We start from the raw sequence: 18,963 nt of genomic DNA, 5'->3' as shown, positions 1-18,963 counted from the left end.
CGATGACGATGGCCGAACCCACCTCACCGAGACCCACCTCACCGAGAATGACCCGTCGCACCCTGCTGCTGGGGGCCGGCGCGGGAACGCTTGTGACCGCCGCGGGGCTGGCCGGTCCGAGCGCGTTCGCCGCCTCCCCGCCCGCCGACGCCTCAGGACTGCCGCCGATCGCGCCCCTCCCGGCCGGCTCGCTCGACCGGTCCCTCTTCAGCCACCCCGAACAGCGGCTCGCCCCCTACCTGGTGACGCTCGCCCCCATGGTCAACGAGATCGTCGACGACGGGGCCGAGCGGCACGGCTGGATGGCGGGCGGCTGGTGGCGGACGCCGGTCGAACCGTTCAACGCCCGTATCCAGGAGCATGTCCGCACCCTCGCCTGGTTCGCCACCACCGAACGCGACTGGAACCCCTACCACGGCGATCCCGCGCTGCTGGCCCGGCTGGACGCCGCCATCCGCTACTACCTCTCCCTTCAGCACGAGGAGGGGTTCTGGTCCGAGTTCGAGCCGACCGAACGCTCCCGCGCGGCCACCGCCTTCGCCCTCGGCTATCTCTCCAAGACCCTGGAGGACCTGCGGCGCGCCGACCGGCTCCCCGGGACCAGGGACGAGATCAGCGCGGCGCTGCACCGCGCCATGACCTGGTTCCTCGACCCGGCCAACGAGGGCGTGTGGCAGCCGGGGTCCATCGAGTTCGTCAACCAGCCGATGGCCGGCCTCGCCGGCGCGACCCTCGCCCTGCGCCTGGATCCCGACCCCGGGCTCGCGACCCGACTCCGGGAGAGGACAGCGGACATCGTCGCCAGGGGCCAGAGCCCGGCCGGCTACTTCTACGAGCCGCGCGGCATGGACATCGCCTACAACCTCAACGTCACGCTCTCCGAGATCGTCGAGATACTGGACCACACCGAGGCGCCCGAACTGGTCGGCACGGTCGAGCGGTTCGCCGACTGGCTGGGCTACAACCTGGTCCGCGAACCCGACGGCGCCGGCTACATCGCCAACACGGCCGGATCCGCCCGCACCCCCATGTACTACCTGGACGATGTCACCGACGAGCCCCAACAGCGCGATCTGGGCTCGTGGTTCACCCCGCTGGTGCCGGCGATGGCCGCGTTCTACCCGACGGACGAGGACCGGGCGGCGCAACGCGAGGCATGGGCGGCGGAGACCGCGCCCGTGCCGGAGCAGGAGCGCGGGGCGACCAACCCGCGCATCCTGGTCAACATCCCCTACGGCGAGCGGTATCCGACCTGTGCGGCCAAGGCCGCCGCCGTCGCCGCACTGCCCTATCTGGCGTCGGACCGGTTCACCGAGCTGCGACGCGATCCGCGCGGCGAGGACTACCTGTTCGTGCGGCGTCCGGGCTACTACACCATGGCCCACTACGGGCCCAACGCGACCCCCCTGGTCCGCTCCGGCCTCTCCCTGATCTGGCATCCCGAGGCCGGCACCCTCATCCACGGCGGACACAACAGCAACGAGGACTGCTGGGCCACCGTGCTGCCCGGCGGCGGCACCGACGCCGCCGCCGACCTCACCGTCGCCTACTTCGACGGGGACCCGGCGGACGGCGTCGCACTCGATCCCGAACAGGTCGCGACCGCCGACGAGTTGGGCCTGACCTGGCGCAGCCCGCAGGGCAATGTCACGGGCGCCGCCGTACTCGACGACGCCTCGATCACCCGGCGCCTCGACGTCGTCAGCGAGGCCACCGAGCAGGTGCCCCTGCTGCTGCGGCGGGGAGACCGGCTCACCTGGACCGGCGGCCCGGGCCGGGTCGAGATCGGCGACACCGTCACGGCGCGCGGCCTGCGCCTGCGCCGGGGCCGCGTCACCCTCGACGTCCACTGGGGGGACCAGCTGGAGGCGACCGTCAGCGATCTGGACCGCACCTACTTCGCCGACGCCCGCGGCCGGGCCCATGTGCTGCGGGTGGCCCACCCGCCGACCGCCGTCTTCCGCTACCGCCTGTCGTGAACGTCGTCCTGGGCGGGCTGACCGTCGAGCACACCGCCGAGCCGGTCGGGGTCGATGTGGTGCCCCGGTTCGGCTGGCTGGTCACCGACCCCGACGAGAACCCGGTCACGCCCACGGCGTACCGGCTCGTGGTGAGCGACCGGGACGGCGTGCGCTGGGACACCGGCCGGGTGACGAGCGACCGCACCACCGAGGTGGAGTACAGCGGGCCACCGCTGGCCTCGTTGCGCCGCCACCGCTGGTCGGTGACGGCGTGGGCGGGCGGTCGACGGCTCACCGCCGCCTCGGAGTTCGTCACCGGTGTGCTGGACGGCGACTGGCGGGGCGCGCGGTGGCTGGCCGGCTCGGACGAGGCGGCCCCGCTGCTGCGCCACGTCTTCGAGCTGCCCTTCGCCCCGGTGGAGGCGCATCTGGTGGTGGCCGCCGGGGGCTACGCCCGGGTGCTGCTCGACGGCGAACCGGTCGAACCTTCCCTGCTCAGCCCGGGGTTCACCGACTACGACGTGCGGGTCCAGTATGTGGTGACCGATGTGACGGCACGTCTCGGCGCCGGTCGGCACACCCTGGGCGTGGAGCTGGGGCGCGGCTTCTACGGCATGGCGCGGCGCAACACCTGGGACTGGCACACCGCGCCCTGGCACGGCGCGCCCCGCCTCCGGCTGCTGCTCCTCGCCCGGGACGCGTCGGGGGGCGAGCACACCGTGGTCAGCTCCCGGTCCTGGCGCACCGTCGGCGGTCCGACACGCGCCGACGACCTGTACGCCGGCGAGGACTTCGACGTCCGCCACGACCAACCCGGCTTCGCCGGGGTCGGGTTCGTCGAGGACGCGGCGTGGCGGCCGGCACGCGTGGTCGCGGGGCCGCGCGGGCAGTTGGTCAACCAGCGTCAGCCGCCGATCGGCGTCACCGATGTCCTCGCCCCCGAGTCCGTCGCCGAACTCGGTCCCGGGCACTGGGTGTTCTCCTTCCCTCGGGTTCTTGCCGGTTGGACGCGACTGGAGCTGCCCGCCGACCCGGAGCGCGGTCCGACCACAGTGGAGCTGTCGCACGGCGAACTGCTCCGTCCGGACGGCACGGTGCGCGCCGAGGACGACCGCGGCTACTACGACGGCCGGTTCCAGACCCACCGGGTCACCGTCGACCGGCGGGCGCTGAACTGGCGGCCGCGCTTCAGTTACCAGGGCTTCCAGCATGTCGAGGTGCGCGCCCCCGGCCTCGGCGCGCCGCCCGTGCTCACGGCGGAGGCCGCGCACACCCTGGTCCGTCGCACCGGCCAGTTCGTCTGCTCCGACCCGCTGTTGAACCGGCTGCACGAGCTGACCTGCCGCACCGTCCTCAACAACCTGCACCATCTGCCCACCGACACTCCGGCCTACGAGAAGAACGGCTGGACGGGCGACGGGATGCTGGGCACCGAGTTGTTCCTCCTCAACTTCGACGCCCACGAGTTGGTCGCGAAATGGCTCACGGACGTGGCCGACTCACGGCACGGCTCCGGCGCCCCGGCGGTCATCGCACCGTTCGGCGGCTGGCGGATGGACTGGTCGCCCGCGCCCACCTGGCACTCGGCGCTGGTGCTCGGCCCGTGGTGGCTGCACCGCTACACCGGTGATCGAAGGATCGTCCACGAGCTGTGGGACGACATGACCTCCTACGTCGAGTTCGAACTGGCCCGCAGGGTCGAGGGCCTGGCCGACACCACCCTGGGCGACTGGGTGAGCCCGGACACCGACCCTGAGGGCGGCAACCCGCCCGAGGACCGGCGGATCGCGGCGACCGCGTTTCTGCACGCCATGACGCTCGCCCTGGCCTCGATGGCCCCGGTCGCCGACCGGCCGGCCGAGGCCGGCCGGTGGTGGCGGGAGGCGGCCCGGGTACGGACCGCGTTCCGGCGGGCGTTCGTCGTCGCCGAGCCTTCGGACCCCGAGGCGCCGGTCGTCGCCGGCCAGGGGGACACCGGGTTCCGGCAGTCCCACCATGTGCTGGCGCTGGCGCTGCGACTGCTGCCGCCCGGGACGGCGAGGCGCGCGGCCGACGCGCTGGCCGGCGACATCCGCGCCCGCGGCGGGCATCTGGCCACCGGCGCGCTGGCGACCAAGTTCCTGCTGCCCGTGCTCACCGAGTACGGATACCTCCAGCTGGCGCACGACGTCGCCACCCGTACCACGTACCCGAGTTGGGGCTACTGGGTCACCCGCGGCGCGACCACACTGTGGGAACACTGGCGCGAGGAGTCCCGATCCCGAGGCCACTACTTCCTGGGCACGCTCGACGACTGGCTCTTCCACACGCTGGCCGGGCTGCGCCCGACCGAACCGGGCTGGGGCCGCGCGGCCCACGCCGAGCCGAGACTGCCCGACGGCGTCGACTGGGTCAGAGCCTCGGTGCGCACACCCTACGGCCTACTCCACTCGACGACGCACCGGCCGCCCCCCACCGACTCCCGACCGACCTGACCCGTGGCCGCCCACAACGCGCCTGGCAGGCTGGTTCAGAGGGGACGGGTCATGATGACGCTCCGGTGTGTCTTCCCCGGCCACCGGATCACGTCGCGTTGCTCGAAACCCCAGGCGGAGTAGAGGCGGACCAGGTGGCCGGCCAACTGTGCGGTGTCCAGCCCGATGGAGGTGGCCCCCTCACGCGAGGCCCAGGCGAAGCCCTCGTCGCGCAGGTGACGGGCGAGGCATTCTCCTCTCCGTCGAGGGTCGGCTGCGAGCTGGTTCAGCCACACGCGTCGCGGCAGTCGGGCTTCCGTAGTGAGTCGCTGGAGAGCTTCCTCCGGGGGAGGGAGAGCGTCATGGTCGCGACCACGCCCTCCTCGCGCAGCGCGCCCCGGGAGGCTTCCGCCGAAGCCCTCCGCAACGTGGTGGCGACATCCTGGTCGACGGCGGTGAAGTTCAGCCCGCGGTCGCCGAGTTCAGCATACGCCCGGTGGACGAGTTCCGTCACCCGCGGCGCGTCGGCGGGCTCGAACGGCCGGATGGTGACGGGCTTCTCCGTGCCGTGATGCTGACGGTCGGGTGCGCCCAACCGGCCGGGGCGTTCCAGGTTCGTCATCCGGTCGGCAACCGCAGAGCGAGGTCCTCCTCGGTGGCCGTGGTGCGCAGGGAGCCTCGGCCGCGGGCGTTGTAGACGACGACGTCGAGTCGTTGCCCGTAGTCGCGAAGGACGTCGACGGCCTCGTCGCGCAGGACATCGCTGTCCACGGCGATGCCGCACTGTTCGAACTGCTCGATCCAGTCGTCCCGCATGGGCCCCTCGTCGAAGCCGGTCAGCTCCTCGACCTCGGGCCCGTGCCCGGCGATGAGCAGCCTGCGCACGCCGGACCACATGGCGGCGCCGTAGCACATGACGCAGGTCTGCCAGTTGACGACGAGTTCCAGCGCGGGCCCTTTCGGGGCGCCCAGGTCCCAGGTGCCAAGTCCGGCCTGGGCCAGGGACAGGGCCACGACCTCGGCGTGGGCCGAGGAGAGGCCGGAGGCCAGGACCAGGTTGACGCCGGCCGCCCGCAGTCGGCCGGTCCCGGTCTCGACGACGAGAGCGGCGAAGGGACCGCCCGTGCCCTCCCGGTGGTTGCGGGCGGCAAGGCGGTTGACGAGGCCAACGCGGTCCTCGTCGGTGGGCAGGGTGTCGGGGACGTCGGCCAGTTCGGCGCTCACCCATGCGGGGAGACGGACATCGAAATGGGTGGGCAGGGCTCGGGACATGGTGATCCTCAAGGGGCGGCGGAAGGACACGGAGGGTGACGCCTCTGGAACCGGCCAACGCGGGGTCCCTCTCAGAACCGGCGCGAGGTGGCGGGCTCAGCCGTCTGGTCGACCGTGAGCGACGTGCCCCCTGCTCCAGGCATCCCGACGGGCGCTGCGCCGCAGATCGGTACACCAAGGGAAAGGTTCGCGCACCGCAGCCTCCTCACCCGTCACAGCGGCCGTTCCTGCCGTTGAAGTCCTCGCCCAGTGTGCCACGGCCCCGTCGATGACCGGCGGGCGCGGACGGTGAAGGGTGGCCACGGGCATGGAACGTCCCAGGTCCGCGGGCCGACCTCGTCGGAGTCGCCGGCGCCGGCGCCGACCCGCATGCGCCTGGCGAACTACTTCGCCGGCACCCCGCGGGGACCGGGGAACATCGATGTCACCCGGTCCCGCGCGCGAACCTCTGTGCTCGGGGCCGGTACCGGTGCCGTTCTTCACCTCGTCGAGGATCAGCGGGCTCGGCCGAGTCCGGGCCGGAGAAAATCGAAGAAAAACGGAGGAAAACGGAGGAAAACGGAGGAAAGGGGCCGCCTTCCGGCGCCCCGGGGGCCGGGCGCCGGACGACGCGGCCGACCTTCTACGGTGTGGTGGCGGTTACGGTCCACAACTGGTTGGACCCGGAGTTCGGCGTCCAGACGGACACCGGGGTGCCGTCTTCCGTTGCCTGGCCCGGGACTTCGAGAACCTGTCCGGTGTCCGCGTTCACAAAGGTCCACGTGCCGCTGCCGGTGGTCGACATGATCCACTCGGCGGCGATGTCACGGTCGACGGAGTCGGGCTCCAGGATCAGCTCGTCGTCGCGCACGACCAACCGTCCGTCGGCGGCCTCGTTGGTCAGCACATAGCGCTGCCGGTTGTCGGTGCCCTCGGTTACCTTGGTCACCTGCCACGCCTGGGCGGCATCCGCCGGGTCGGTGGTTGCGATGACCGTCCCGGTGCCGTCCTCGGAGACGGCCAGGGACCTGCTGCTCTGGACGCCCGTGAGCTGGTAGTCCTGTCCCGGCTGGATCAGGGCGGCATCCGGAGCGACCCCGGAGACGCCCTCGGCGACAAAGGTGGTCACGGACTCGGCCGGCACCGTGAACGACACCTGCCGGTCGTCCACCGGGATGGCGTCCTGCCGGACCAGGGCGCCGGTGGCGTCCGTGACCACGGGGGTGACGGTGGCATCGTCCTCGACCCCGGCGAACTTCGACAGGTCGACCGTGACGGTACGCGTGGTGGTGGCGTCGTTGACATGGACGACGGTGGCGCCGTCCCCCGACGCGGAGATCGCCGCGACACCGGTGGGATCGTCGGTCCTGATCAGCCGGTCCCCCGGCTGGATGAACTGCGTGAAGTTCCGCGCCGTGTCGAATTTGGTGTTGGTCCGGATCGGGCAGGTCTCCAGGGTGTCCTCGCTGGTGCACTCGAACGGGATCTGGATGGTTCCCCAGTTCCCGCCCTCCGGTGACTCACCGCCCGGCGCCATGTTGTCGTAGTCCTCGACGGGCTGCCAGAAGACCCAGGCACTCGGCTCCAGCAGCCGAAGATCGTCGACGATGTGACGGGCGAGGCCGAGCCCCGGGGACATGTCCTCGAAGTCCTGCCCGTTGCCCCAGTCGCCGTCGACCTCGCTCATCCACAGCGGCTTGTCGGCGCCCTTGGCCAGGTCGCGAACCGTGGTGCGGCCGTCGGTGCCGTAGGTGTGGACGTTCATCTGGTCCACGAGGTCGCGTACTTCCTCGGGGTACTCCTGCCAGTTCTCGGCGAATCGGCGGGGATTTGTCTCGTCCATCGCGGAGATGAGGGCGTCGGTGTCGGCGCCCTCCAGTTCCGCCGCCAGGGCGAGGATCACCTGCTGCTGGAGGGCCGGGCCCATGTGGGCGCCTTCCTGGCGGCCCCCCTCCGGCTCGCCGTCCGGGCCCAGCCGCGTCGACCAGTAGTCGGTGTTCGGCTCGTTGAACGGGTCGAGGGTGGCGATGTCGATGTCGTGCGCTTCCTCCAGGCGCTCCACCACGCCGACGAGGTACCGGACGAAGTCGGTCACCGCGTCGGTGCGGAGCTGGTCGTCGTTGGCGTCGAAGCCGCCGGAGACGTATCCGCTGACGGTCATGAACCAGGGCGGCGAGTTGCTGAACGCCTCCCAGTGGTCGATGTCCTCCCTGATCCGGTCCACCCACCAACGCTGGGTCGCGTCGGCGTCCGGGTTCCAGTGCGCGGGATCATCGGCGTTCCACCAGTCGGTGTCCTCGCGCGTGGTGCCCTCCGGGGCCTGCCACCACCCCTCGACGGCGGCGCCGCGGCGCAGGTAGTCGGCGACGTCCGGGGCGTTGCCGCCTCCGATGTTGTAGCGGGCGATGTTCAGCGCGAGGCCCTCGTCCCCGAAGACCAGATCGGCCAACTCCTCACGTATCTCGTCCGGATAGTCACCGGTCGCGTTCGCGAACCAGACCAGGCTGGTGCCCCAGCCCTCGAACTCCTGGCCCTGGTAGGAAGGATCGGGGGTGACGGTCACCGCGGCGGACGCCTCGGCGGCCCCCGCGCCCGGCACGGCGGCCAGGGCTCCTCCGGACGCCAGAACCGCGGCCGTGGCCACGGCCGCGGCGAGCCGGGACTTCCTGTTGGATCGCTTTCTCATGTCTTCCTCTCATCACTCCGGCGCCGTCGCGGTGGACGACGGCGATATGCGGGGATCGGCCGGCACACGACGCGTGCGTTCTCGCGCGGCGGGCTTCGCGGTGGCTCGTCCACCCTGTTCGGGCGACCCACCCGGTCCAGCGGGTGGCCGGGACGGCCCCCGGAGGCGAAAGCGCCCCCGTTCGCGGCCGTTTTCTCGGCGAGGTCGACGCACCGACCGAGACGCCGAACAATCACGCGGGTGCGACGTCACCGGTTTCGGCGGGCGCCACCGCCGGCATCCGCCCGGTCCCTGGGGTCCCTCCCATCGGTCGGGCCTCGCCTGTGCCTCTCCGGCACGGGCCTGGTCGAGAGGACACCTTGGGCGCGGGATCTCGTCATTGAGTAATCCGATCTCCTGACGGCGATTCCCCGAAGGGGAGAAAATCGGGACGCGGCCGTCCGGCTGACGTCGCGGAGTCTTGGTGCCACCGGAACCCGACATTGAGTAGGACGCTGGGGATCCTTCGTCAGGCACCCGGAAGTATTGCTTCGAGCATGTGAATCAGATTCTTTTGCCTGTCCGGTCCCCGCCGGTCGGTCGCGCTGTGACCGCACGACGTGAGAAGGGGAGGCCGGGGCAGGATGGACGTCGTCCACGAGCGATGCGCCGGGATCGACATCGGCAAGGCGGACGTGAAGGTATGCGTCCGCCTCCCAGGACCGGGCAAGCGGCGGCGCAAGGAGATCCGCACGTTCTCCACCATGACCCGAGACCTGCTGGCCATGCGGGACTGGCTGATCGCTGAAGGCGTCACCGTGGTCGGTATGGAAGCCACCGGCTCGTACTGGAAGCCGGTGTTCTACCTGTTGGAGAACGACATCGAGACGTGGCTGCTCAACGCCCGCCACATGAAGAACGTCCCCGGCCGCAAGACGGACGTCGCCGACTCCGAGTGGATCTGCCGGATGGTCGAGCACGGCCTGGTCCGCCCCAGCTTCGTCCCCCCGCCGGCCATCCGGCAGTTGCGGGACCTGACCCGCTACCGCACCGAGGTCATCCGCGAGCGCACCCGCGAGGCCCAGCGGTTGGAGAAGCTGCTGGAAGACGCCGGCATCAAGCTCTCCGCGGTCGTCTCCGACCTGCTGGGCAAGTCCGCCCGCGCCATGCTCGAAGCCCTGATCGCCGGGGAACGCAACCCGCTGGTCCTCGCAGAGATGGCCAAGGCCAGCATGCGCGCCAAGCGGGAGATCCTCGCCCACGCCCTGACCGGCAACTTCACCAGCCACCACGCCTTCCTCGCCCGCACGATGCTGGACCGCATCGACGCCGTCACCGCCACCGAGACCCGGCTGAGCGAGGAGATCGCCCGCCAGCTGGCCCCCTTCCGGCGGCAGATCGAGCTGCTGACCACCATCCCCGGGGTCAGCACGAAGTCGGCCGAGGTGATCCTCGCCGAGATCGGCGCCGACATGAACCGGTTTCCCAGCGCCGCCCATCTCGCGTCGTGGGCAGGGATGTGTCCGGGTAACCACGAGTCCGCCGGCAAGCACACCTCCGGCAAGTCCCGCCCCGGCGACCCGTGGCTGAAGGGCGCGCTCGGGCTGGCCGCGACTGCCGCGGCTCGCAGCAAGGACACCTACCTCGCCGCCCGCTACAAACGCATCGCGCTCCGCCGCGGGAAGAAGCGGGCTCTGGTCGCCGTCGGCCACACCATCCTGACCTCGGTCTGGCACATGCTGACCGACGACGTCGGCTACCACGACCTCGGAGGCGACTACTTCATCCAACGCACCGGCCGGGCCAGGCAGACCCGCCGCCTGGTCAGCCAGCTCAACCAGCTGGGCTACCAAGTCTCACTCCAATCCACGGAACCGGTCTGAGCTGCGGGAACGGGTGATTTTCGAATCAGGGCTCCTTCAAGGTGTGGCCCCGTCAGAAGGCAGGGCCACACGAGCAAGCGGTGGGGCGCCGGAGCGTGGTGTGGGGAAGTGGAGCACCGGCCGCAGCTGGAGGGGACATACATGTTTGCGTAAACATGAAGCGCCGATGTCCGCCAGTATGAGGAGATCTGGCTTCCGGTCAAGCCCCCGCGCAACAGAAGAGCCCACGAAGCAACGAGATCCCGCAAAACACAACGTCCGTTCTGACGTGCCGTCCAACGCCGGCTGGTCCGGGGTGGGTGAAACGCCCATGAACCCCAACTGCGGGCGGGCGACGAGGCCATGACCCGCGAGCCGCCCGCTGTCGCTGGTCACACCGTGCCCGAGGCTCCCCGCAGCACTCCCGCCGGATGCTCCGGCCCGGGCGGTGCGGAACACCGCCCCAACGGGAAGCAGTTGACCGAACGGCTGACGATCCCCTGCACGCCCACATGACGCGCCCCCGAAGTCGGTGACCACCACTACCGGTTGGGCGAGAACCGGCACGACGACGACAACGACTTCCGCCACGCCTCCGGGTACCGGTCCAGCGACCCGGTGACCCGGTGACCCGGAACTCCACGCAGCCAATATCGAGCAGCCCAAGGCCATTGGCGACGAGCCCGAACAGCAGAATCCGATGTAACCGTGACAGAAACCTCGCCTCCGCCGGGGTACTCGCAGCGAGCCCTATCGGTCCACAACACCTCGATGTCGCACGCGATTTCGCCACCGTCCCCTTGACGCGCCGCAGCCCTCAGAGGTAAACAAATTCGCAACCATCGCGATGTTTACGCAAACACCCCGCTGTTCTCCCCCGTCTCCGCCCGACGCGGGGACATCGATCCGTGACGATGAGGAGACGCCCATGACGGCGGCGCAGTCGACGGTGGCCAAGAGGCGCGGGAGGACGTCTTCCGAGCCGCCCCCGCGCCGACGCGGACGCGGACGCTGGACCGGCTGGGGGTTCATGGGGCCGTTCATGATCGTGTTCGCGCTGGTCTTTCTCGCGCCGATCGCCTATTCCCTCTATCTCAGCCTCTACCGCGACCAGTTGGTGGGCGGCACCTCGTTCGTCGGGCTGGAGAACTACCAGCGCGTCTTCGGGGATGAACGCTTCTGGGAGTCCTTCTCCAGGGTGGCGCTCTTTCTCGCCGTGCAGGTGCCGATCATGCTGTTCATCGCCCTGCTGGTGGCGTTGGCCATCGACAGCGGGCGGCTCTACGGCCGGAACTTCTTCCGCATCGCGATTTTCCTGCCCTATGCGGTGCCGGCCGTCGTCGCCACGCTGATGTGGGGCTTTCTCTATGGGACCCGCTTCGGTCTGGTGGGCAACATCAACGACGCCTTCGGGATCGAGTTGCCCGATCCGCTCTCTCCTGATCTGGTGCTCGCCTCCATCGGCAACATCGTCACCTGGGAGTTCGTCGGCTACAACATGCTGATCTTCTACTCGGCGCTGCGGGTGATCCCGCACTCCCTCTACGAGGCGGCCGAGGTGGATGGCGCGGGGCAGCTGCGGGTGATCACGGCGATCAAACTCCCGGCGATCCGGGGGGCGTTGGTCATCGCCACCGTTTTCTCGATCATCGGCAGCTTCCAGCTCTTCAACGAGCCCAGCATCCTCCAGAACCTGGCGCCCAACGCCATCACCACCGACTACACGCCCAACCTCTTCACCTACTCCCTCGCCTTCTCCGGCCAGCAGCACAACTACGCCGCGACAGTGGCGATCGTGATGGGGGTCATCACCATGGCCATCGCCTACGCCGTACAACTCCGCGGCACACGGGCGGAGGACGGCCGATGAGCGGACCGTCGTCCCTGCGCGCGCCGCGTCGCCCCGCGGGTTCTTCCTCCGTTCGTCTCAGGACTCGCCCGCGACAGCGTGACCGTCCGCGTGGAAGCGTTCTTCTCACGGTGCTCACCGGGCTGGTCCTGCTCTACAGCCTCGTGCCGCTCGCCTGGCTGGTCATCAACTCCACCAAGACGCAGGGCTCCCTGCTGGACTCCTTCGGTCTGTGGTTCAGCGGGGACTTCGCGTTCTTCGAGAACATCGCCGACACCCTCACCTATGACGACGGGGTGTTCACCCGCTGGCTGCTGAACACCGTGCTGTATGTCGTCCTGGGGGCGGGCGGGGCGACGGCCCTGGCCGTGCTGGGCGGCTATGCCCTGGCCAAGTTCGACTTCCCGGGCAGGCGGGCGGTCTTCGCCGTCGTCATCGGCGCCGTCGCGGTGCCCGGCACGGCGCTTGCGGTGCCGACCTTCCTGATGTTCAGCGAGATGGGCCTGACCAACACGCCCTGGGCCGTGATCATCCCCTCGTTGATCTCGCCGTTCGGCCTCTACCTCATGTGGGTCTTCTCCAGCCAGGCGATCCCCTCCGAGCTGCTGGAGGCGGCGCGCATCGACGGCGCGAGCGAGCTGCGCACCTTCCTCCAGGTCTGCCTCCCGCTGCTGGCCCCCGGCATCGTGACCGTCTCGCTCTTCACCATGGTCGCCACCTGGAACAACTACTTCCTGCCGCTGATCATGATCAAGGACCCGGACTGGTATCCGCTGACCCTCGGCCTGAACGCCTGGAACGCCCAGGCGGCCACGGCCGGCGGCGAGGCCGTCTTCCACCTGGTGATCACCGGCTCCCTCCTCAGCATCGTGCCGCTGGTCTGCGCCTTCCTTCTGCTCCAGCGCTACTGGCAGTCCGGGCTCGCCGCCGGAAGCGTCAAGGAGTAGCCGCCCGGAAAGAAGGCACCTTCCCCCCTCCCCCACGAACCCCCGCGAACCACTGCGGACCCCCGTGAACTCCCGCGAAGCGACGAAATGAGATGAGTTTTATGCTCACCAAGCAGTTGACCGGCGGTCGGGCGATACGCGGCGTCGCGCTCGCCTGCGCGTTGTCCCTCGGGCTGCTTGCCTGTGGCGGCTCGGACGACAACGCCGCGCCCGGCACGCCCGAGGATGTCGAGGCCGCCCTGGCCGAGGGCGGGAAGATCACGGTCTGGGCCTGGGAGCCCACGCTTGAGCAGGTCGCCGCCGACTTCGAGGACGAGCATCCCGGCGTCGAGGTCGATCTGGTGAACGCCGGCACGGGCAACGAGCAGTACACCGCGTTGCAGAACGCCATGGGCGCCGACTCCGGGGTGCCGGACGTGGCACAGATCGAGTACTTCGCCCTGGGCCAGTTCACCATCGCCGACCGGTTGTTGGACCTCTCCGGCCTGGGCGCTTCGGAGCTCTCCGGGACCTTCACCTCGGGGCCATGGGACGCGGTCCGGGCGGGCGGCGGCATCCACGGACTGCCGATGGACTCCGGGCCGATGGCCCTCTTCTACAACCAGGACGTCTTCGAGGAGCACGGGGTCGAGGTACCGACCACGTGGGAGGAGTATGTCGAGGCGGCACGGGCTCTGCGAGCGGCCGATCCGGGTACCTACATCACCAGCGACACCGGTGAGTCCGGACTGACCACCAGCCTGATCTGGCAGGCCGGCGGACAGCCCTACACCGTGGACGGCACCGAGGTCGGCATCGACTTCACCGACGGCGGCACCCGCACCTACGCGGAACTGTGGCAGCAACTCATCGACGAGGAGCTGCTGGCGCCGATCAACGGCTGGACCGACGAGTGGTACCAGGGACTCGGGGACGGCACCATCGCCACCCTGGTCACGGGCGCCTGGATGCCCGCCAACTTCGTCTCCGGCGTGCCCAACGCCTCCGGCTCCTGGCGGGTCGCCCCCATGCCCCAGTGGGAGGAGGGCGGCCAGGACACCGCCGAGAACGGCGGCAGCTCCCTGACAGTCCCGTCGCAAGGCCGCAACCACGAACTGGCCTACGCCTTCGTCGAATACGCCAACACCGGGCCGGGCGCGGCGACCCGGGTGGCCAACGGCGCCTTCCCGGCCACCAACAGCGAGCTGCGGTCCGAGGAGTTCCTGAACACCGAGATCGAGTACTTCGGCGGCCAACAGGCCAACCTCGTCTTCGCCGAATCGGCGGCGAACGTGGTGCCCGACTGGTCCTACCTCCCGTTCCAGGCCTACGCCAACTCGATCTTCAACGACACCGTCGGCCAGTCCTATGTCTCCGACACCCCCCTGACCGAGAGCCTTGCCGCCTGGCAGGAGGCATCCCGCAACTACGCGGAGGACCAGGGCTTCACCCTCACCGACTGACCACGTCCCCCTCCCACCCCCGAGGTCGGGAGTGGTTCGCAGCCGCTCCCGACCTCCTCGATCCACTCACCGACGAGCACCATGCCCCCACGGCCCCGGACGAGGGGGCAATCGACGCGTCCTGACGAGTCCGCTGACGGCGGCTCGGGGGAGCGAGCGAACGGCCAGCTGTCGCCGGGTGGTACCGCACAGATGTGTCCGCGCGGGCAAGCGTCGGGGGTGTCAGAGCCGTAGCGTGGTGAACAAGGTGGTCCCGTGTACCGTGTCCGCTGCCTGCCGGTCGGTCTCGGTGAACCCGACCTTGGCCAGGACTCTGCGAGAAGCGGTGTTCCAGTCCCAGACGGTGGCCCACAGACGTTCGTACCCGGACGATCGCGCCCATTCCAGAACCGCCGACGAAGCCTCGGTCGCGTATCCCTGACGCCAGACTCGGCGTAGCAGCTCGAATGCCAGTTCCGGTTCTCCTACCGCTCCTCGCCGGCTGTCGACCAGCCCGCAATAGCCGATGACGTCACGGGACGCCTTCCGTTCGACCGCCAGCAGCCCGGTCGACCACACCGGGTCGGTGCGGATCGAGTCCTCGAGTTCCGCGACCGTGGGGTGTCCGTCCACGTCGATTCGGCGGTGCGGCGGCCCTCGTGGATCACGTTCGGTCCACAGTTCACGCTGGACGGCGGCCTCGTCCACCCGCCAGGGTCTGAGCAGCAGCCGACTCGTCTCAAGGAGAACCCCGCCGCCCGGCGCGCCCACAGTCATGACGGCAACCATCTCACGGGCGAACAAGCCGTCGTTCGTAGACGCTCGATATGCGCGACGACCGGGATCCAGTTCCGAGCCCACGGCAGTACGGATGTGGGTCCGTACCCGTGTGCCATGCCGGTGTCCCTGCTCAGGGCATCCGCGCGGTGCTCCGCCTTCCCGTCTCATCCGCCGGGGACCGGACGCGGGCGAGGGCCGTCGTAGGAGGCCAGCGGGCGGATCAGGGCGTTGTGGGCGAGCTGTTCGGTGATGTGGGCGGTCCAGCCGGTGATGCGGCTCATCACGAAGATCGGGGTGAACGTCGGGATGTCGAAGCCCATGAGGTGGTAGGCGAGGCCGGCCGGGTAGTCGAGGTTCGGGTGGATGCCCTTGCGGCTGATCACGGCGTGCCGCAGCGCGGCGTGCAGGGTGGCCAGCCGGGTCGTCCCGGGGTCGGTGGCGCGGGCCACCAGGCGGTCGAGTGCCTCCTGCATGATCGGGACCCGGGAGTCGCCGTCGCGGTAGACGCGGTGCCCGAAGCCCATGATTCTCCGCCGGGCGGCGAGGGCCCCGTCCAGCCATTCCTCGGCCCGCCGTGCGTCGCCGATCTCCCGCAGCATGTGCATCACGGCCTCGTTGGCGCCGCCGTGCAACGTCCCCTTGAGGGCGCCGACGGCGGCGGTGACGGCGCTGTAGAGGTCGGAGAGGGTGGAGGTGACGACGCGGGCGGTGAACGTCGAGGCGTTGAAGCTGTGTTCGGCGTACAGCACCAGGGAGATCTCGAAGCAGCGGACGACCTCCGGGTCGGGCACGCCGCCGAAGCACATGTGGAAGAAGTTCTCCGCGTAGCCGAGGCCGGGGTCAGGGGGGATCGGATCGAGGCCCCGGCGGCGGCGCTGGTCCGCCGCCACCACCGTGGGCAGCCTGGCCAGCAGGGTGAGGGACCTGGCGTGGTTGGCGGCGGGGCTGCCGTCGTCCTCGGTGGGGTCCTCGGCGCCGAGGAAGCTGACGGCGGTGCGCAGCACGTCCATCGGGTGGCAGGTCTCGGGCAGTCGGGCGAGCAGTTCCAGGGTGGTGCGGTCCAGCGGGCGCAGGGCCCGTTCGCGGGCCTGGAACTCGCCCAGCTGGGCGGGGCCGGGCAGTTCGCCGTGCCAGAGGAGGTAGGCGACCTCCTCGAAGGACTGGCGGGCGGCCAGCTCCTGCACCGGGTAGCCGCGGTAGGTGAGTGAGTTGGTCTCCTGGATCACGGTGGAGATCTCGGTGGTGTCGACGACGACACCGGCGAGGCCGCGGCGGATCTCGGGCGTGGCGGTGGTCATGGGCGGATGCCTCCGTAGCGTCAGGTGCCGGGTGGCAGGGTGAAGTTGTGGACGGAGGAGTCAAAGGCGGCGTATCCGTCGTAGCCGAGCAGTTCGTAGAGGCGGGAGCGGGTCTGCATCCGGGGCAGCAGGGACTCCTGGGTGCCTTCCGTGGCGAGGGTGCGCAGTCCGTCCTCGACCGCGCCCAGGGCGAGGCGCAGCAGCGTGACGGGGTAGAGGGCGATGTTGTAGCCGAGGTTCTGCAGGGTGGCCGCGTCCAGCAGGGGTGTCCTGCCGAACTCGGTGAGGTTGGCCAGCAGTGGCACGTCGATCGCCGCGCGGAACGCCTCGTACTCGGCAGGGTCGGCAAGGGCCTCGGGGAAGATCGCGTCGGCGCCCGCCTCGACATACGCCTTCGCACGGTCGATCGCCGCCTGAAGTCCCTCGACGGAGCGCGCGTCCGTCCGCGCCATGAGGAGGAAGTCGGGGTCGCGGCGGGCGTCGACGGCCGCCCTGAGCCGACGGACCATCTCCGCGCGGGGCGCGATGGTCTTGCCGTCGAGGTGGCCGCAGCGCTTGGGGTTGACCTGGTCCTCCAGGTGCAGGCCGGCCAAGCCGGCGTCCTCCATCAGCTGCACCGTGCGGGCGACGTTCAGCGGCTCGCCGAAGCCGGTGTCCGCGTCGACGAGAACGGGCAGGTCGGTGACCCGGGTCGTCTGCTGGGCCCGGCCGGCGACCTCGACGGAGGTGGTCAGGCCGATGTCGGGCAGGCCCAGGTCGGCGGCGAGGACGGCGCCCGAGAGGTAGACAGCGTCGAAGCCGGTGTCCTGGATGAGCCGCGCGGACAGCGGGTTGATCGCCCCGGGAACGCGCAACAGCCGGCCGGAGGCGAGCTGTTCGCGGAACGCGCGGCGGCGTTCGGTGGGCGTGGTGCGGGTGTGCGGCATCAGAACAGGCCCTTCGGGAGCTGGGCGTCGCGTTCCGCGACGGCGTCGGTGTCCACGGTCGGGAAGAGCCCGTCGAGTTCGACGGCGGTCGACTCGGCCAGGTTCGCCGCGGTGTTCAGGAACGTGTCCTGGTCGGCCGGGGCGACGATGCCCTCCGTGAGGGTGCGGAACTTGGCCTGGTAGGCGGGCCGGTCGAACGGGCGGGCGCCGGCCGGGTGGGCGTCGGCGACCGCGAGTTCGTCCTCGACGACCGTGCCGTCGTCGAGGGTGATCACCACGCGACCGCCGAAGGCGCGGCGCTCCGGGTCGGGGTCGTGGTAGCGGCGGGTCCACTCCGGGTCCTCGACGGTGGTGATCCGCCGCCACAGCTCCACGGTCGCCGGGCGGCGGGCCCGCTCGGGGGCGTAGGAGCGCTCGTGGTGCCAGCTCCCGTCCTCCAGGGCGACGGCGAGGATGTAGGGCACCGAGTGGTCGAGGGTCTCCCGGCTGGCCGTGGGGTCGTACTTCTGCGGGTCGTTGGCGCCGGAGCCGATCACCCGGTGGGTGTGGTGGCTGGTGTGCAGGACGATCGAACGCACCCGGTCCGGCGGGCCGGTCCGCTCGCGCAGCCGGCGGGCCAGGTCGATGACCGCCTGGGCCTGGTACTCGGCGGAGTGTTCCTTGGTGTAGGTGTCGAGGATCGCGCGGCGCGGTTCGCCCGGCTCGGGCAGCGACACCCGGTAGTCGGAAGCGGGCCCGTCCAGCATCCAGGCCAGAAAGCCGTCCTCGCCCTCGTAGATCGGGGAGGGCGAGGTCTCGCCGCGCATCGCGCGGTCCACCGCCTCGATCGCGGCCTTGCCGGCGAAGCCCGGGGCGTATGCCTTCCAGCTGGAGATCTCGCCCTTGCGGGACTGGCGGGTCGCGGTGGTGGTGTGCACGGCCTGCTGGACCGCCTGGTACACCGTTTCGGTCGGCAGCCGCAGCAGCGCGCCGAGGCCGCAGGCGGTGGCCGCGCCGAGGTGGGCGACATGGTCGACGCGGTGCTCGTGCAGGCAGATGCCGCGCACCAGCGCCACCTGGATCTCGTACGCGGCGACGATGCCCCGCAGCAGGTCGGCCCCGGTGCGGCCGGTGTGCTGGGCCACGGCGAGCAGCGGCGGAATGTTGTCGCCGGGGTGGGAGTAGTCGGCGGCGAGGTAGGTGTCGTGGAAGTCCAGTTCGCGCACCGCCGTTCCGTTGGCCCATGCCGCCCACTCGGGCGAGGCCCTGGCGTCGGAGCCGAAGACGGAGGCGCCCCGAGCGGCGGCCGGGTGGGCGGCGGCCTGTGCGCGGGCGACTGCGACCGGGCGGCGCGTCAGGGAGGCCACGGCCACCGCGGCGTTGTCGACCACCCGGTTGGCGGCCATCGCGGCGCTGTCTGCGTCCAGTTCCTCGACTTCCCGGGCTTCCCCGGCTTCCCCGGCGCTCGTGGCCACGGAGGCGAGCCGCCAGGCGAGCTGCTGCTCGCGGGGAAGGTGGTCGCTGCTGGGGTGGACGCGGACACGGTGCTCGATCACGGGACTCCTCGCGGT

Annotated in this window: 13 protein-coding genes; 6 read left to right on the top strand and 7 right to left on the bottom strand. The window is 70.5% G+C overall.

Going from position 1 to position 18,963, the window contains the following annotated elements; all coding sequences use genetic code 11:
• The first annotated feature begins 47 nt into the window (after positions 1–47).
• Both AOM46_RS17990 and AOM46_RS17985 read left to right on the top strand, forming a co-directional pair.
• Positions 48–1,979, top strand: coding sequence for a hypothetical protein (locus tag AOM46_RS17990; RefSeq protein WP_062213088.1), 1,932 nt, complete (start codon positions 48–50; stop codon positions 1,977–1,979).
• Positions 1,976–4,435 (top strand): family 78 glycoside hydrolase catalytic domain, encoded by a 2,460-nt coding sequence (locus AOM46_RS17985; protein WP_062213085.1) that lies wholly within the window; start codon positions 1,976–1,978, stop codon positions 4,433–4,435. The genes AOM46_RS17990 and AOM46_RS17985 overlap by 4 nt, the downstream gene beginning before the upstream one ends.
• Before the next feature lie 265 nt (positions 4,436–4,700).
• Here AOM46_RS17985 and AOM46_RS17975 read toward each other — a convergent pair whose 3' ends face one another.
• The 3 genes from AOM46_RS17975 to AOM46_RS17965 all read right to left on the bottom strand — a co-directional run bounded on the left by AOM46_RS17975 (position 4,701) and on the right by AOM46_RS17965 (position 8,351).
• Entirely contained in the window at positions 4,701–5,036 is a 336-nt protein-coding gene (locus AOM46_RS17975; RefSeq protein WP_062213078.1) for a hypothetical protein, read from the bottom strand.
• Positions 5,033–5,686 carry a nucleoside deaminase gene (locus AOM46_RS17970; RefSeq protein ID WP_062213075.1) on the bottom strand — a complete coding sequence of 218 codons (654 nt, stop codon included), beginning with the start codon at positions 5,684–5,686 and terminating at the stop codon, positions 5,033–5,035. The genes AOM46_RS17975 and AOM46_RS17970 overlap by 4 nt, the downstream gene beginning before the upstream one ends.
• 622 nt (positions 5,687–6,308) lie before the next feature.
• A complete protein-coding gene (locus AOM46_RS17965; protein ID WP_062213072.1) occupies positions 6,309–8,351 on the bottom strand; it encodes a glycoside hydrolase in 2,043 nt (680 codons plus the stop codon).
• 623 nt (positions 8,352–8,974) lie between these two features.
• Between AOM46_RS17965 and AOM46_RS17960 the strand changes: the two genes are divergently transcribed.
• From AOM46_RS17960 to AOM46_RS17945, 4 genes are all read left to right on the top strand, one after another.
• Positions 8,975–10,213, top strand: coding sequence for an IS110 family transposase (locus AOM46_RS17960; RefSeq protein WP_062213070.1), 1,239 nt, complete (start codon positions 8,975–8,977; stop codon positions 10,211–10,213).
• A 907-nt stretch (positions 10,214–11,120) separates the two neighbouring features.
• Positions 11,121–12,062: a carbohydrate ABC transporter permease gene (locus AOM46_RS17955; RefSeq protein WP_062213067.1), complete on the top strand. Its 942-nt coding sequence runs from the start codon at positions 11,121–11,123 to the stop codon at positions 12,060–12,062.
• Positions 12,059–12,988: a carbohydrate ABC transporter permease gene (locus AOM46_RS17950; protein ID WP_062213062.1), complete on the top strand. Its 930-nt coding sequence runs from the start codon at positions 12,059–12,061 to the stop codon at positions 12,986–12,988. The genes AOM46_RS17955 and AOM46_RS17950 overlap by 4 nt, the downstream gene beginning before the upstream one ends.
• A 92-nt stretch (positions 12,989–13,080) precedes the next feature.
• Positions 13,081–14,430, top strand: a complete 1,350-nt coding sequence (locus tag AOM46_RS17945) for a sugar ABC transporter substrate-binding protein (RefSeq protein ID WP_062213050.1) — start codon at positions 13,081–13,083, stop codon at positions 14,428–14,430.
• 222 nt (positions 14,431–14,652) lie between these two features.
• Here AOM46_RS17945 and AOM46_RS17940 read toward each other — a convergent pair whose 3' ends face one another.
• From AOM46_RS17940 to AOM46_RS17925, 4 genes are all read right to left on the bottom strand, one after another.
• The gene (locus AOM46_RS17940) at positions 14,653–15,213 is read right to left on the bottom strand and encodes a GNAT family N-acetyltransferase (protein ID WP_234313838.1); all 561 of its coding nucleotides are present in this window, start codon (positions 15,211–15,213) and stop codon (positions 14,653–14,655) included.
• A 140-nt stretch (positions 15,214–15,353) separates the two neighbouring features.
• Positions 15,354–16,487 carry a bifunctional 2-methylcitrate synthase/citrate synthase gene (locus AOM46_RS17935; protein ID WP_062213049.1) on the bottom strand — a complete coding sequence of 378 codons (1,134 nt, stop codon included), beginning with the start codon at positions 16,485–16,487 and terminating at the stop codon, positions 15,354–15,356.
• Between the two features lie 20 nt (positions 16,488–16,507).
• Positions 16,508–17,413 carry a methylisocitrate lyase gene (prpB, locus tag AOM46_RS17930; RefSeq protein WP_062213047.1) on the bottom strand — a complete coding sequence of 302 codons (906 nt, stop codon included), beginning with the start codon at positions 17,411–17,413 and terminating at the stop codon, positions 16,508–16,510.
• Positions 17,413–18,948 (bottom strand): MmgE/PrpD family protein, encoded by a 1,536-nt coding sequence (locus AOM46_RS17925; protein WP_062213045.1) that lies wholly within the window; start codon positions 18,946–18,948, stop codon positions 17,413–17,415. The genes prpB and AOM46_RS17925 overlap by 1 nt, the downstream gene beginning before the upstream one ends.
• Positions 18,949–18,963: the final 15 nt, after the last annotated feature.

The sequence above is a fragment of the Streptomyces sp. NBRC 109706 genome, from assembly GCF_000974485.1.
Taxonomy (GTDB): Bacteria; Actinomycetota; Actinomycetes; order Streptomycetales; family Streptomycetaceae; genus Streptomyces.
The sequence above is the reverse complement of the archived record's forward strand: the minus strand, read 5'-3'. Positions and strand labels throughout refer to the sequence as shown.